Origin of the sequence: Paraburkholderia sp. CNPSo 3272 (assembly GCF_024206495.1) — a bacterium.
GTDB lineage: Bacteria > Pseudomonadota > Gammaproteobacteria > Burkholderiales > Burkholderiaceae > Paraburkholderia.
In genome coordinates this window covers 1-15,644 of the sequence record NZ_JAMBPQ010000061.1, presented here as the reverse complement: position 1 = coordinate 15,644, position 15,644 = coordinate 1, and the positions used below count along the sequence as shown (strand labels likewise).

General features: G+C 60.1%; 12 protein-coding genes and 1 tRNA gene. 9 read left to right on the top strand and 4 right to left on the bottom strand.

Features of this window, described 5'->3' with window-relative positions:
• Nucleotides 1-17: 17 nt before the first annotated feature.
• The 7 genes from M3I53_RS35735 to M3I53_RS35705 all read left to right on the top strand — a co-directional run bounded on the left by M3I53_RS35735 (nt 18) and on the right by M3I53_RS35705 (nt 5,136).
• Nucleotides 18-605, top strand: coding sequence for a phosphoheptose isomerase (locus M3I53_RS35735; RefSeq protein ID WP_069265196.1), 588 nt, complete (start codon nt 18-20; stop codon nt 603-605).
• A gap of 28 nt (nt 606-633) precedes the next feature.
• The gene (locus M3I53_RS35730; RefSeq protein WP_254320490.1) at nt 634-1,416 is read left to right on the top strand and encodes a BON domain-containing protein; all 783 of its coding nucleotides are present in this window, start codon (nt 634-636) and stop codon (nt 1,414-1,416) included.
• A complete protein-coding gene (locus tag M3I53_RS35725; RefSeq protein WP_254320489.1) occupies nt 1,416-1,763 on the top strand; it encodes a c-type cytochrome in 348 nt (115 codons plus the stop codon). The genes M3I53_RS35730 and M3I53_RS35725 overlap by 1 nt, the downstream gene beginning before the upstream one ends.
• Before the next feature lie 67 nt (nt 1,764-1,830).
• Nucleotides 1,831-1,906, top strand: a tRNA-Ala gene (locus M3I53_RS35720).
• A 165-nt stretch (nt 1,907-2,071) separates the two neighbouring features.
• Entirely contained in the window at nt 2,072-3,256 is a 1,185-nt protein-coding gene (locus tag M3I53_RS35715) for an integrase arm-type DNA-binding domain-containing protein (RefSeq protein WP_254320488.1), read from the top strand.
• Nucleotides 3,257-3,462: 206 nt separating this feature from the next.
• The gene (locus tag M3I53_RS35710; RefSeq protein WP_254320487.1) at nt 3,463-4,797 is read left to right on the top strand and encodes an integrase arm-type DNA-binding domain-containing protein; all 1,335 of its coding nucleotides are present in this window, start codon (nt 3,463-3,465) and stop codon (nt 4,795-4,797) included.
• A gap of 78 nt (nt 4,798-4,875) precedes the next feature.
• Nucleotides 4,876-5,136 carry an AlpA family transcriptional regulator gene (locus M3I53_RS35705; RefSeq protein ID WP_254320486.1) on the top strand — a complete coding sequence of 87 codons (261 nt, stop codon included), beginning with the start codon at nt 4,876-4,878 and terminating at the stop codon, nt 5,134-5,136.
• Between the two features lie 62 nt (nt 5,137-5,198).
• Here M3I53_RS35705 and M3I53_RS35700 read toward each other — a convergent pair whose 3' ends face one another.
• From M3I53_RS35700 to M3I53_RS35685, 4 genes are read right to left on the bottom strand one after another with little or no spacing between them, the layout of a single operon-like run.
• The gene (locus tag M3I53_RS35700; protein ID WP_254320485.1) at nt 5,199-8,312 is read right to left on the bottom strand and encodes a type I restriction endonuclease subunit R; all 3,114 of its coding nucleotides are present in this window, start codon (nt 8,310-8,312) and stop codon (nt 5,199-5,201) included.
• A 55-nt stretch (nt 8,313-8,367) separates the two neighbouring features.
• Entirely contained in the window at nt 8,368-9,300 is a 933-nt protein-coding gene (locus M3I53_RS35695; RefSeq protein WP_254320484.1) for a DUF5655 domain-containing protein, read from the bottom strand.
• Entirely contained in the window at nt 9,297-10,562 is a 1,266-nt protein-coding gene (locus tag M3I53_RS35690; protein WP_254320483.1) for a restriction endonuclease subunit S, read from the bottom strand. Before M3I53_RS35690 ends, M3I53_RS35695 begins: the two co-directional genes overlap by 4 nt.
• Nucleotides 10,559-12,400, bottom strand: coding sequence for a class I SAM-dependent DNA methyltransferase (locus M3I53_RS35685; protein ID WP_254320482.1), 1,842 nt, complete (start codon nt 12,398-12,400; stop codon nt 10,559-10,561). Before M3I53_RS35685 ends, M3I53_RS35690 begins: the two co-directional genes overlap by 4 nt.
• Nucleotides 12,401-13,119: 719 nt before the next feature.
• On the opposite strand from M3I53_RS35685, the gene M3I53_RS35680 reads away from it, so the two are divergent.
• Both M3I53_RS35680 and M3I53_RS35675 read left to right on the top strand, forming a co-directional pair.
• Entirely contained in the window at nt 13,120-13,824 is a 705-nt protein-coding gene (locus tag M3I53_RS35680) for a hypothetical protein (protein ID WP_254320481.1), read from the top strand.
• Between the two features lie 1,188 nt (nt 13,825-15,012).
• Entirely contained in the window at nt 15,013-15,213 is a 201-nt protein-coding gene (locus M3I53_RS35675) for a hypothetical protein (protein ID WP_254320480.1), read from the top strand.
• The last annotated feature ends 431 nt before the right edge of the window (nt 15,214-15,644 follow it).

The following is a 15,644-nucleotide window of genomic DNA, read 5'->3' as shown; positions in this document are numbered from 1 at the left end:
TACAGATTAGAGAGTCGATGTCCGTCGAACGCATTCAACAGCACTTCCGCGATAGCGCAGCCACTACGCTCGCGGCCATGGAAACCCTGGCGGTCCCGATAGCCGCCGCGGTCGATACGATGTTCGCCGCGCTTGCGAACAGCAACAAGATTCTCGCCTGTGGCAATGGCGGATCCGCCGCCACCGCCCAGCAACTCGCCGCCGAACTGATCGGCCGGTTCGAGCGCGAACGTCCGGGCCTTCCCGCACTCGCGCTGACCACCGACGCCTCGGTGCTCACCGCCGTTGCCAACGACTACGCGTACGAGCAGGTATTCGCGAAGCAGGTGCGCGCGCTCGGCCAGCCCGGCGACGTGCTGCTCGCCATCACGACCTCGGGCAACTCCGTGAACGTGCTCGCCGCCATACAGGAAGCGCACGAACGCGAAATGGTTGTGATCGCGCTGACCGGCAAGGGCGGCGGCGACGTGAACAGCGTGCTCGCCGATACCGACATTCAGCTGTGCGTGCCGAGCGACCGCACGGCGCGTGTTCAGGAAGTGCATCTGTTAACCATTCACTGCCTGTGCGACGGCATCGACGCGATGCTGCTGGGCGAAGACTGACACCGTAAGACGAAGAGAGGGGAAGTTGATGAGCAGATACGGCATGACGCGCGCGCTGGCACGGACCACGCTGACGATCGGCTTCGCAGCCTCGCTCTGCGCAAGCCTGCAGGGCTGCTTCCTGGCGCTGGCGGGCGCGGCGGGGGGCACAGCGCTGGTGGCAACCGACCGCCGCACGGTGGGATCGCAAACCGAAGACCGCGAGATTCAGGTGAAGGCGTTGGCCGATCTCGGCAAGCAACTGCCCGATACGGCGCACGTGAACGTGGCGGTGTTCAACCAGCGCGTGCTGATCACGGGTGAAGTGCCCGACGACGCCTCGAAGCAGAAGGCCGAGAGCATCGTGCGAGCCGTGACGAACGTTGCATCGATCGTCAACGAGCTGGCGGTGCAGCCGGCCAGCTCGTTTTCCTCGCGCGCGAACGACTCGTACCTCGAAGGACGCGTGAAGGGGGAGCTGATTGCCTATAAGGACATCTCCGCGAACAACTTCAAGGTGGTGAGCGAGCGCGGCACGATCTATCTGATGGGCCTTGTTACGCCGCAGGAAGGCAATATCGCCGCCAACGCGACGGCCGGGGTGATGGGCGTGACGCAGGTGGTGAAGTGCTACCAGTACATCGACCCGCAACAGGCGACGGTGGCGACGGCGGCTGCGCCCAGTGCGCCGGCGGCGGCGCCTGCTGCCGATGCGCCGACGGTGGGGGCGGTGCCTGATTCGGGTGTGACGTCGCAGCCTATTGAGCACCAGGCGCCTGCGCCTGTGACTAATTCGTCGGCTACGAAGCCGGGGAATATGGGGGCTTTGTGATGCGGTGGTTTGTTGGTGGGGTTGTGGCTGCGGTGGTGGTTGCTGGGGCTGGTTTGGGTCTCGCTTCGCCGGCTTTTGCTGCTGTGGCGGATGGGTTGAAGGTGGCTCAGGCTAATGCTTGCATGGGATGCCATGCGGTGGATCGCAAGCTCGTGGGGCCTTCGTTTGTGGATGTCGCCGCGAAGTACAAGGGCGATGCCGCTGCCCAGGCCAAGCTGGAGAAGAAGGTTCGGGACGGCGGGGCCGGCGTTTGGGGGGCTATTCCTATGCCGTCTCACCCGGGGATGAGCGCCGGCGATATCCATTCTGTTGTGGCCTGGGTGCTCGCCGGAGCGCCTTCGAAGTAGTTTTGCTTGGGGTCACATTTGACGCTTGGCAAAACGGATTTTGTGTGTGTAGAATCAGTGATTCGTTGGGGCGGTAGCTCAGCTGGGAGAGCGTCGCGTTCGCAATGCGAAGGTCGGGAGTTCGATCCTCCTCCGCTCCACCAAATTCAAGTCTGGCTAGGTCCAGCAAAAGGCCGGAAGCCCTTGTCACACAAGGATTCCGGCCTTTTTTTACGTCTGAGGTCGTCCAACTGCATCTGTTGGTAAATCAGGCCGTTGGGGGCACCATGGGGGAACCAGTTCGCGCCCCCACAAACGGATGCCCCCAGATGCCGCTCACTGACCTCGCCGTCAAAAACGCCAAGCCCATCGACAAGACCCAGCGACTCTGGGACGCCGGTGGGCTGTACCTCGAAGTCTCACCCGCTGGCTCAAAACTGTGGCGTTTCAAGTACCGTTACGACCGGCGCGAGAAGCGCCTGTCGTTCGGCAAGTACCCCGACGTGACCTTGAAGGACGCGCGTGAGAAGCGCGATGACGCGCGCAAGCTCCTGGCGAAAGACGTCGACCCGGGCGAGCACAAGAAGGTGGTGAAGGCAGCGAGGCTGGAGCGTGCGGCCAACAACTTCGAAGCAGTTGCTCGGGAATGGTACGAGAGGATGATGTCCGACAAGGCCGAGTCTCATCGCGTCAAGGTTATCGCGCGGCTCGAGAATGACATCTTTCCCTGGCTGGGCAAGCGACCGATATCTGACATCACCGCACCGGAAGTCCTCGCATGCCTGCGGCGGATTGAGCAGCGTGGTGCCCGCGACACGGCCCATCGCGCGATGCAGAATTGCTCCGCTGTTTTCCGGTACGCCGTGGTTATCGGGAAGGCGCAAAACAGCCCGGCGGAGCATCTCCGAGGCGCTCTGCCACCGGCAAAACCAGGGCATTTCGCTGCCGTAACGGAGCCAGAGAGAGTCGGTCCGCTGCTGCGCAAGATGGACGATGTGAACGCCACGTTTCCGGTCAAGTGTGCACTCAGGCTGGCGCCGTATCTTTTTTGCCGGCCAATCGAGTTGCGTTCAATGCGCTGGGACGAGGTAGACCTCGACGCTGCGGAATGGCGCTATATCGTGGGGAAGACGCAAACACCTCACTTAGTCCCGCTGGCCACGCAGGCAGTTGCCATCCTGCGTGAGCTGCATCCCATGACAGGAAGATGGGGCTATGTTTTCCCGGGTAGGGACGACAAGAAGCAACCCATGTCGAGCAACACGGTCAACGTTGCCCTCAGGCGCGCAGGCATCAGCACGCGTGACGAGCAGACGGGGCACGGCTTCCGGGCGATGGCCCGCACCATCCTGCACGAGCGGCTCGGCATCAAGCCGGAGGTCATCGAGCATCAGTTAGCTCATAGCGTCCCCGACCCGCTGGGCACTGCCTACAATCGAACGAAATTTCTCGATGAGCGAAGAAAAATGATGCAGGAATGGGCGGACTATTTGGACAAGCTGCGCGAAAACTAGGAGTTTCGCGCAATTAATGCTCGAGAAATCGCTTGACCACGCGTTTAAAGGCGCGCAATACTTCTTCCGTCGTCGTTGGACGGCCTGTTGCTGGTCAGCCCTGCTCCAGCAACATCAAAGGAAAAATCTAGGCATTACTTCCACGACCATTTTGTGGATTAAGGACATATCTCCAAGGGCTTTTTGCTTTTAATGGAGATGGTCACATGCAAGCTCTGCATGACTCCGTCGCGCACTCGGCCGATGTGCCGTTGTCTGCCCCAGTATTCGCTTCCGCGCCGCAAGGTCGGCGCGCCCGCTATCCGCTCACAGACGTCGCTGTCCGGAACGAGAAGCCGTCTGCCAAGCGCAAACGCGTCTATGACACCGGTGGCCTGTACCTCGAAATTTTTCCGACCGGCTCAAAGCTCTGGCGCTGGAAGTACCGGTTCAACGGAAAAGAGAAGCGGCTCGCACTCGGAGCGTATCCCGCGGTCGGACTAAAGGAGGCTCGAAGCAAGCGGGACGATGCGCGCAAGCTGTTGGACGACGGCATCGACCCAAGCGCACAAAAGCAGGCGGTCAAAACTGCGCGATTGGCTCAGGCCGCGAACACATTCGAGGGCGTGGCCCGCGAATGGTTCGAGCTGATGATGTCCGCGAAGGCAAAGTCGCACCGGGACAAGGTCATCGCGCGCCTGGAAAACGACGTTTTCCCATGGCTGGGCAAGCTGCCCGTCGCGAACATCACTGCGCCAGAGGTGCTGGCTTGCTTGCGACGCATTGAGGACCGCGGTGCTAAAGACACGGCACACCGGGCGAAACAGAACTGTTCTCAGGTGTTCAATTACGCTGTCGCATCCGGGCGGGCGCAAAGCAACCCCACTGCCTATCTTGGCGGCGCATTGGCCCCGGCCAAGGCGGCCCACTTTGCTGCCGTGACTGAGCCGAAAGAGGTCGGCCCTCTGCTCCGCAAAATGCAGGAGGCGAAGGCTACCTACCCGGTCAAGTGCGCGCTCAGGCTTTTGCCGTACCTGTTCTGCAGGCCAGGGGAGCTGCGCACGATGCGGTGGGACGAGGTGCATCTCGACGCGGCCGAATGGCGCTACATCGTGGCCAAAACCCAAACGCCACACGTCGTGCCCTTGGCCTCGCAGGTAGTCGCCGTACTGCGGGAACTGTTTCCGCTGACGGGAAGAGGGGAGTTTGTCTTCCCCGGTAGGGATGACAGGGCACAGCCCATGTCACAGGCAACCATCAACCGGGCGTTGCAACGTGCCGGGATTAGCACCCGGAAAGAGCAGACCGGTCACGGATTCAGGCCGATGGCCCGGACAATTCTGCACGAACGCTTGCGGTTCCCGCCGGAGGTTATTGAGCACCAGCTGGCTCACCGTGTGCCGGACGCTTTGGGTCAGGCCTATAACCGCACGAGGTTTCTGGATGACCGCCGTCGGATGATGCAGCAATGGGCGGATTACCTGGACCGATTGCGCGACGGCGGCGGGAATGATGCGTTGACTTCGCCACAAGTTTTTTTCGGCGCACGCGAAGGTCGGTAACACCTCGCCCAATCGCAATCAGACGATAGCCACCGGCAAGCCCTGCTCTGGCGGCTCATAGGAAAACATACAGGCAGCATGTTCCATGGTTTATTCATGGATTTAGGCAATATCTACAAGGGCGTTTCTCTTGGAGATAGCATCATGCAACTCCAGCATGATTCTCTTTTGCGCCTTCCGGAAGTGCTGGCGCTTATCCCGGTTTCCCGCGCAACCTGGTACGCGGGCGTGAAGAATGGGCGCTTTCCGCGCCCCGTCTCTCTTGGGCCTCGCTGCGTTGCGTGGAGGGCCAGCGAGATTCAGCGCCTCGTCACTGAAGGCGTGCCGGGCGCGCTCTGAAAAGGCGAACCTGGGAATGTTCTAGGTGCCGCTAGCTCGCTAGCGGCACCACCTTCTCGGACTTATGCGCGCTGCTGCGGTGAAGCACCAGAGCGGGCCCGAAGCGCTTCATAGAGCTGGGCCGGCCCGAGCAATATGTCCTTCAGCCCATCGCGCACACGCTCCGAATCGAGCGCCTGCTTGCTCATCGTTGTATGGGCATCAAACGCGTCGATGATGGCGTGCATCAGCGCCTCCTTCAGGTCCGGCGAGCTGGAGAACTGCTCCTTGCTGTTGTTCGCGGCCTGCTGAACCAGCAGTTCGTTTTCGAGCAGCTTGCCCTTGAGCACACCATTCACGTAAAGGAGCTGGTCGTCGTCGGTCAGCTCGCCCTCGAAAAGGCCGTTGACCTTCTGGATGATTGCGTCGAGGAGCGCTTTTTCCTTCTCCTGAACCGAACCACTGCCGACGGCATCCATGGGCGGCAGCTTTGGTGCCTCCCCTTGGCTCAGGCTCAGGTTCTGGCGTCCGGTATTTCTCAGGTTATGGTGCGTCAACGTGACCTTCGACAAGTCGACGGTGTCGCGCTCGCGACCGAACTCCAGTAGGGGAATGAGCCGCTTGTAGAACAGGAAACGCTTCTCGATGTCGGTATTGCCGTAGTCGAAAATCTGCGACAGGAACGCGTAGAGCCGTACGAACGCGCCCATGTCGTTCTTGAACAGCGCCAGCGCGTCGAGCGTATCCTTGGCTGCCTGTGCAGCTTTCCCATCTTGCTGAGCCTCGGCTGCGGTCTTCTCGAGTTGCGCCGCCTTATAGCGCTTGAGCAGCCTGTCGGCAACGGGTGCGATGGCGGCCTGCAACTGAGCCTGAGTGCCCTTGGGGTCCAGCTCGACCTTGACCACGCGGTCAACCTCGAAGTCGTCGTAGTAACCAGCGGCATCAAGTTTGGCGCGCAGGTCATAGACGTGATGCGGGTCGGTAGTCGCCTCCAGTTCGGCGGTCTCGTAATAAGTCTTGAACGCCTTCAGGATTTCGGCTGCGTCGTTGACGAAATCCAGGATGTAGGTGGTGTCCTTGCCCGGATGGGCCCGGTTCAGGCGCGACAGCGTCTGCACCGCCTGGATGCCCCCCAGCATCTTGTCGACGTACATGCCGCACAGCAAAGGCTGGTCGAAGCCAGTCTGGAACTTGTTGGCGACGAGCAGCAGGTGATACTCGGGCTCGGCGAACGCGTCTCGGATGTCGCGTCCCTTGAGGCCGGGATTCAGCTCCTTGCTCGTTTCGGTCACCGGCTCCGGATAACTCTCGGGGTCGTCGATTTCACCGGAGAACGCGACGAGAACACCGAGCGGATAGCCGCGCTTTTCGATGTATGCACGGATGGCCTTCTGCCAGCGCACGGCCTCCTTGCGGCTACCGACGACCACCATCGCCTTCGCCTTGCCGTCGAGCAGTGGCTGTACGTTCTCGCGGTAGTGCTCGACGACAATCTGCACCTTCTGCGCGATGTTGTACGGGTGCAGCCGAACCCACTGCATGATGCCCTTCATAGCGGCGCTGCGCTCGACCTCTTTTTCGTCGTATTCATGGCCATCGTGCGCGAGCCTGAAGGCAAGGTTGTAGGTCGTGTAGTTCTTCAGCACGTCCAGAATGAAGCCTTCCTCGATGGCTTGGCGCATCGAATACACATGGAATGGCTCCGGCAGGCCATCCGCGCCTAGCCGGCCGAACAGCTCGAGCGTCTTCTGCTTCGGCGTCGCCGTGAAGGCCACATAGGTGAGGCCCGTCGCGCCGGCACGTGCGTCCATCTGCGCGGCGAGTATGGCCTCAGTGTCGATTTCGCCACCGTCCTGGAGGTCGGCCCACTCCTGCGCAGACAGCAGCTGCTTCAGCTTCGACGCTGCCTCGCCGGTCTGCGAGCTGTGGGCCTCGTCGGCGATAACCGCAAAACGCTTGCCTTCGGTCGCCGCCAGTTCCTGTACGGCCTGCAGCGCGAACGGAAACGTCTGGATGGTGCAGACGATGATTTTTTTGCCGTCCTTAAGCGCCTGGCTTAGCTGTGCACTCTTGCTGCCGTGTTCGTTCGTGATGGTGGCCACGACGCCGGTTGTGCGCTCGAAGTCGAAGATGGCTTCCTGCAGCTGCGCGTCGAGCACGGTGCGGTCGGACACGACCAGCACGCTGTCGAACATCTTTCGGTGTTCCGCGTCGTGCAGGTCAGCGAGGAAGTGCGCCGTCCACGCAATCGAGTTGGTCTTGCCGGAGCCTGCCGAATGCTGTATCAGGTACCGCTGGCCAGGACCTTGCGCGAGGACATCTGCAACGACCTTTCGCGTCGCGTCGAGCTGCTGGTAGCGCGGGAAGATGACGGACTTGAGCTGCTTCTTGTCGTCGCGCTTGCCAATCAGGTAGCGGTGCAGGATGTTCAGCCAGCTGTCGCGTTCCCACACCTCTTCCCACAGGTAGGCCGTTGCGAAGCCGTCCGGGTTCGGCGCATTGCCCGCCGCGCCATGATTGCCGCGGTTGAAAGGCAGGAAGAACGTAGCCGGACCGGCGAGCCGCGTGGTCATCATGACCGCGGTCTGGCTAACGGCGAAGTGCACGAGGGCACCGCCGGGGAAACTGAGGAGCGGCTCAGCCTGTCCCCCCTTGGGCTGCGGATTGCGGTCCTCGCGATACTGGTCGACCGCATCGTCCACGCTCTGCGTGAAGTCCGACTTCAACTCCGCAGTCGCGACCGCGATGCCGTTCACGAACAGGACTAGGTCCAGAGCGTCCTGCGGATAGTTCGGCGAATGACGTACCTGCCTCACGACGCGCAGGCGGTTCGCATCGTAGCGCTGCTGAATAGCAGGATTGATGGCCAGCGCAGGCTTGAACTGCACGAGCGAGAGCGGTTCCTTGAGGCCCAGCATCTCGACGCCACGGCGCAGCACGTCGAGGGTGCCGCGTTCGGTCAGGCTCTTGCGGACCCGCTCGGCCAGACGCTCGCCGAGTGCAGTGCCGTGAGTCTTCGTTAGACGTTGCCAAGTGTCGGGCTGCGTGGTCTCAATCCATGAGAGCAGGTCGGGGAGGAACAGCGCGTTGGCGCGGTCGTACCGCGTAGCGTCGCCTTCGGCATAGAACCAGCCATTAGCTGCCAGGGACCGGCAGATTTCTGATTCGAGGTGATGTTCCTGATGCAGATTGCTCATGGATGGCCCCCATGCGTTCGATATTCTTGTTGTTTCGTGAGAGAGCAATAAGCCTTTAGCCCTCGGAATAGCTGCGCTCGAGCAGCGGCTTCGCCCGGTCCAGGTCGGCCGGCGTGCGTAGTGTCAGTTCGATGTCACCGGTGCCCCAGTGACCAATCTGACTTACATCGCGACTGAAGCCATCCTCGAACGCGACCGTGGTCGGGTCGAGTTTGACCATGACCACCAGCCTGTTTGGGTAGGCGATGACGCATGCGAAATTCTTCAGGCGCCGGAAGGCAGTGTAGAGCTTCAGGCGCTTCTCCTGAACGTCATCACCCAATGCCGTCAGGAAGCTGGCGACTTGAGCATACAGGTCACGAATCTCGGCAGACGCGGCGGCGAGCTGCTCGTCGAGTGATTTGTCCTTGCCCGTCGACTTTGGTTTATCCGTCTCTGCGGTGAGGTCTGCCGGAAGAGGCTCTACTGCAGTCGCATCCGGCACACTTTGCGCGTTCACCAGCTCGAACAATAACAGGTCATCGCCGAAAAGCTTGTAGCGAATCAGCTCGATATTGCGGGGAATCTGCTGGACGGCATGCTCGTCGTAGCGGGTGAAATCGGCAGCGATGCAAAGCAGGCGAGTGCCAGTCCACTCAATTTCGTCCGCTACGTCCTTGCCGAGCTTTTCCATGACCAGCCACCGGAACTCCGCCCGGTGGTCAAGGAGCCAATCCAGGTAGAACAGTCCCTGATTGATGACGTTCTCGTTGCTGTGGCGCTTGTACTCGATGATGACCGGGCAGCCGTTTTCGTCGAGGCCGAGCGAATCAATTCGGCCCTTGTGCGTCTTGCCAGTGATGTACTCGCTGGCAAGAAAGCGAATGCTAAGGAACGTTTGCATGTTCGCTTCGACGAGACCCTGCAGCTGCTTTTCCAACTTTGCGGCCTTGCCCGGTAACTCGCTCGCCGTACCGCTTTTCAGGCGGAACAATTGGATGTCGCTCATGCGGCTAGCTCCTGCGGCACCGCATTGCGGACGTCGATTTTTCCGGTAACAGCGGCGGAAATTAGTGCGCTGCGGCGTTCCTTAAGCAGGTCAATGCCACGTTCAGCATTGGCTTTGAGTTCGTCGAGCTTTGTCGTCTCAGAATCAATGAACGCCGCAATTTCTTGTTGCTCCTCGACTGGCGGTACCGGTGTAACCAACTTCTTCACGTCACCCATGCCAATCGTTTTGATGGTTGCACCAAAGGTGTACGAGTCGAGATGAGGCTTCATCGCATTGAAGACCCGTAAAAGATAAAGTGAAGTGATGCGCTGAGACGGGCACCAGGCTATCAGGTGCTGAGAAACCGCCATCGGAATCGTTGTAATGCTTGCGAGCCCGATTGTGGCGTCTCGCGTAAATACAACCGCTCCTGCGGGCAGCATTCGCGCAGACGAGTTGGCAAGCCCTAACTCATTGATTTTCACTGCGGTGTCAGAGATGTAGTCGTGTTTCGCCAAATGCTTGGAATCGTTCAGCGATACCCATGGAATCTCACAGTCTTCCCAGTATTCCGGGATTTGCTTTGACGGGGTATGACCGCTTTCCAGGCGCGCGACGTCTTTCACGCGACAGACCTCCCAATGTGCCGGCACCTTTCCCAGCCACACTGCTCCCGAATCCTTCATCGGTGCATCACGATTGATGCCACGCGTCACGGCGTGCGATATGGTCGCCTGGCGCTTTTCTGACAGGAGGGTGAGGAGCTTTTCCTGCTCGGCAATCAGCGCGTCGATTTTGGCAGTCTCACGGTCAAGAAAAGCGGCAATGATTGTCTGTTCTTCCAATGGCGGGCATGCAATCGAATGCGCGTTCAGCGCGCTCTTCGTCATACTAGGTAGGGCCGTGCTCGTTGAGTAGTAGCTGAACGGTATTGTGAGAGCCGCATAGTAAGAAAATCTTCCGCTTGCGCCAGGCTTGATTTTCGACCAGTACATCGTGTCAACGGTCCAGAATTTGCCGGTTACATGAAGTGGTTTGTCAATCGTCCCCTTCCGACCAAGTAGCACGGCTTCCCCGTCGTACAGATAGTCGGACGCGAAGGCAAACGCTCCTCCAGACCCGATGACTGGATAGCCGTCCGGCTGCTCGACCGCTTTGTGGTCTGCGCCGTTCTGGATATCGATAAGACGCTTGAGAGGCGAAATCTGCCAATGAGCCGGCACGTCGCCGAGCCACGGGGCACCGCTGTTACGGTACTTGGGATAACGGGGCAAGCTCACTCTGCCAACTCCTCGAGCATCTTCATGATGCTTGCCGATACCGCCTTCAGTTCCTCGTCAATCGAGTGCAGGTCACGAGGCGGCTCGAACACATAGAAGTGCCGGTTGAACGGAATCTCATAGCCGACCTTGCTTTTCTCCTCGTCAATCCAGGCGTCCGGCGCATGAGGCAAGACCTCGCGCGCAAAATATGCCTCGATGTTGTCGGAGAGAGCCACATTCTCAGTGTCGCGCAGCGCGCTATCCGCCTGTGGTTTGCCTTTTTGCTTGCCTTTGGCACCCAGCACAACGTTGCCCTGCTCATCGCGCAGCGGGCGCTCCACCGTAATGGTGGTGTAGCCGAAGTCCTGGTTCCGGAAAATCCGCGAAATCGGCGCAGACTTCACCGTGCCACCCGCCGGCACGTCAGGCGCATTGCTGCCTGCCGGCACAACCCAACGACCAACGACCGTACCTCCAGCATCGAAAACAGTTGCCAGCTCTGCTTCCGCGAAGTCCCCGAATAGACGGGTGACCGTCGCAATGTGCTCGTCTGACATCTCGCGGCGCTTGCTGCCCAGGCTCTTGCGCATTTTCTGCCAGAAGCTCGACGCGTCGATGAGTTGAACGAACCCCTTGCGAGCGTCGGGCTTCCTGTTCGTCAGAATCCACACGTAGGTCGAGATGCCCGTGTTGTAGAACATGTCAGTCGGCAGGCCAACAATGGCCTCCACCAGGTCGTTCTCCAAGACGTACTTCCGGATTTCGCTTTCACCGCTGCCTGCGCCGCCAGTGAAAAGCGGCGAGCCGTTCAGCACGATGCCGAAGCGGCTGCCGCCGTCCTTCGCCGGACGCATCTTGCTGATGAGGTGCAGCAAAAACAGCATCGAGCCATCTGACACGCGCGGCAGGCCAGGGCCGAAGCGGCCGTCGAAGCCTTTCTGCTCGTACTCGGTCCGTACTGCCTTTTCAACCTTCTTCCATTCGACGCCGAATGGTGGATTGGACAGCATGTAGTCGAACTTGCGACCGGTATGGCCGTCGTCGGACAAGGTGTTCCCCGCGACGATGTTCGCGACGTCCTGCCCCTTGATAAGCATGTCAGCCTTGCAGATGGCGTATGACTCGTCGTTCAGCTCCTGACCGTACATCGTCAGTCGCGCAGCCGGGTTGTGCTCGCGCAGGTATTCGTCCGACACCGAGAGCATGCCGCCGGTCCCGGCCGTCGGGTCGTAAATGGTCCGCACGACGGCATTGCCGGCGGTAAGCACGTCGCTGTCCTCGATGAACAGCAGGTTGACCATCAAGCGGATGACTTCCCGTGGGGTGAAGTGCTCCCCGGCCGTCTCGTTCGAGATTTCCGCGAACTTCCGGATGAGTTCTTCGAAAACGAGCCCCATCTGCGTGTTGTCGACCACATCGGGGTGGAGGTCGATGTTGGCGAACTTCTCCGTCACCAGGTAGAGCAGATTGGCCTTCGCGAGGCGCTCGACCTGCGTGTAGAAGTCGAAGCGTTCGAAGATGTCACGAGCTGCTGGCGAGAAGGCCTGAATGTATGCGTAGAGGTTCTGCCGGATGTTGTCCTGGTCACCCAGCAACTTGACTAGGTCGAGCGGCGACGTGTTGTAGAACCTAGCGTTGCCGGCGACACGCAGCAAGAATGGCTCAGGGTTGACACCCATCTTCGATTTCGCTTCGAACTCCGCGAGCACTGCGGCCTTCGTGGGTTCGAGCACACAATCGAGACGGCGCAGCACGGTGAAGGGCAGAATCACCCGTCCATATTCAGACTGTTTGTAGTCGCCGCGCAGCAGGTCTGCGACGGACCAGATGAACGACGATAGTGCTTGATGATTCATTACGTGTGGCCTATGGCTATTTGCTTGCTTTCGGGCGGCCGGGGACCGTGCTGGACGCTGTAAGTGGATGTCTGCCAGGTGCCGGCTCGGAAGTGAAGCTGATTTTACATTGGGTTGGCGGACGGTGATTCGCGTTCCGGTTTGCTCATAGGCTGCCCAGGCGGGGAGGGCAGCCGGCGGTAAGCGTGCGGATGTTGAGGGCCGGCCGGCAGGAGGGGCGGCATCAGGGCGTCCAGTCCGCGAGTGCGGCAATTGCGCCCGTACGCGCAGCAACACGGCCCGCTCAGTACCATCGGCGATATGAAAGTAAGGAAAACCAGGTAAATTGAGTTGGTTATGCAACGTAACGTATCTATGTTGGGATGAGGCTTGTGCGAATGTTCCTATCAGCGCCACCCCTGGCGCCAAATGAAGTCGGAACGTCGGTGAGCAGGGCGACCCTGTTGTCCGCAATCTAAAAGAGACTCATGAAATAAGCGCTGTTCTTTCCCGTTCTCACAAAGTCGGAGAGTTATACGAGGCAGCGAAATCCACTCGCCCAGCGATGCAACTATTAGGCGCGCGTTGATGCGTATCAAGAGGTCAGACGCTTTTCGACGCGAAGGCAGCGGGCAGGCTGAAGGGATGGGCGACGGAAATTCAAGATTTGGCTGGCGTGCCGATAAATCGTCTGATGAATTGTTTTCCGCTCCATTTCAACCGCAGGAAGATTTGCCGTCATGCCCGAACTGACTCAAGAACATCGTCGTGCCATCTGTTTTCGTGAGGCCGCCCGTGCCGTCATCCATGCCTTGGGGGGCGCGCAGGTCTACCGCGTGGCCGTTGCACCAACGGGCAGCACCTCGTGGCGCTATCAACCCCGGAAAGGTCGCGACGTAGTTGACGTGCTCGGTGTCTGCGAAGCGTCGGATGTGCCATCGGTGACCATGCATGTCCAGTGGGATGCCGCAGCAGAGCGGTTCGTCGGTGACCGTGAAGGATTCGAGCGGCTTGCAGAGCAGGCGCGCAACGTCGTCGTGAAAGGACAGCCGCCAGTATCCCAGAGTGAAAATCTTGAGGCGTGGCGGCGTCTGGTTCGGGCGCACGTTTGTAGCAAACTCGCCGGCTCTGTTGCCGCATCCATCTACCCGCAGGGTGCTTTGGCGGTGGAGGCGGCAAAGGCCGAATTCAAGCATGACCAGGATGTGGCCGACGGACTGTCGCAACTGTTGACGCCGGGCGAACTTGAGCATCTCATGCGGATGACGGACGAGGCACTGCGCACGCCATCCGTTTGGGGACGCGTGACGGCGCTCGCGGAGGCGCTGGAGCGCGACGGCGATATCGCTGACCAGCTCTACGACTATCTGCCGGAGCCATTGAAGGGCTGGCCGGCAGGCCCATCAGCGGCGCATGAGGTCGCATCGGTGAGCGAGGAAGCGTAGGGTTGTCTTGGCGGCTTCGGTGTGAAAGGCCGAGACGTGTTCGTCGTCGGAAGGAGCCCCGCCGCATGGCGGGGCCGAGAGAGTTGTCGTGAACACTACGTTGTAGTTCCAATGCCGCTGCTCTACCCGCCAAGGTAGAGGGTCGGGCGCGATGCCGCCAAGCATCGCGTCCGGCATAAGCTGCAAACGGGCCGCCAAGCCCTTCCCATCTTCGGGTACATACACCTTTCAACCGCTGGCAGTTTTCAAGCGCCCCATTGGGGCTCGCATTATGCTTGACTGATTAGGTCTCGCATTCGGCTCGAGCTTTACTATCCGCCGCTCCCTCTCTTGCGCCGTCCCAGGTGCCACCCTGGTCAATTGGCCGTCAGAGATTCCCACGTTAGCTCAACGCGTCAAACCCACGATTTGAGATATGGAGCCTCAGGTTCCGGAAGTCGCATACGCTTCATGGCTCATGGCCACTTTCGCCCTACGATGTTCCATAGCATCGGGTTACCGTCCCGAAACCTTCACTGATTCATCACCCCGAAGGGCATATCCAATGGTTTTTACTCGGATGGGGGACTCACACCCCCAATTACAGGCTTAAGCTATCCAAAGACCCACGCATTTCCGCGTGGTGCCGAGCAGTCCAGGTTTCCCCTCGTGCCCCTGCGCCATTTCTGACGCCTCATCAGCCCACCTGCCGAGACCGGGTAACGCCGTTCGTTTCCGAACGCCCCCCGGTGCGGATTCTCACCGCTTCGCGCTGAACAGGGTTCGGCCTGGTTGCCCAGGCGCCCGTGTCCGTGTCGCCCAACTTCTTCGTCTTCGAGTGGGTCGAAGGATGACTGTCGTCATCCAGCGCCCGTTGCAGCCCTACCAGCCAGCGTTACCCGGCATAGAGCTACGGCGGTTTGCGACGACTTGGCGAATCGTCGCGTGAGGTCTCCCTCGGTGTATGTATGTGTGCAGTTGGCGGTCTGCCCGCTGGGTCCTGATGAAGTAGGAGCCACCAGGCAGACCGTCATGCGTGCGGGCGACACCAGTTTTCGCCGGCGTGGTTCCCTCGCTCTGCTTTGTGCCTATCGCCGTATAGCTCTATCGCGCCTAAGATGCAGCTTATCCGCTGGCAATGATGCGCTCGCGCTTGGGCCGCTCGATGCCTTCAGCCACTGTATGGCGGCTTCACTACGGGAAAACAAAATGCCTTCTGATAACCAGATTGACCTCGACGTCGCTCTCCGAAAGATTCACGAACTGGCGATGGCGGACGGAGACTTGGGCTATGCGTACTGGAATGAGGTGGGGCGCCTGCTGCGGCGAGCAGGGGACATGCAAGGCGAAATAGACGCGCTCAGCAAGGAGTTGGAGCTGTGCCGTGCAAGGCTTACCGCGACTAACTAAACGATGCACGGCGGGCGTGGTCCGCTGTGCTCACGCCCGCATCAATGCTCCTGCGCTCGGCGCTGAACGCCTAAGCTTGCATGGTTTGCCCGTGCTCCGCACGGAACATCATTATATGTGTATGCGTAGCGCCGCTTCACACCGCAAACACGCGCACCTTTTTCGCTATACGCCGGCATGACTGTCGATGGCGGTCTAAATCCGCGCAAATCTGGCGGCGTCACATAGAGGCGGTGTGACGCGAGAGCAAAAAAAGAACTCGCGGAAATGACCAACGCATCGTGACCGGGGCTAGTTGATGCAGGGCACGGTGAAGGGAGCCCGTAGGGCGACTGGAGACGTGCCCTGCATCGGGGCGTGCCGTCCGCATGGTAGAAAGGCGTTTGCCGAAGAAGAACAACAGGTGCAGCGCCGGCCTCAACCGCCAAGTC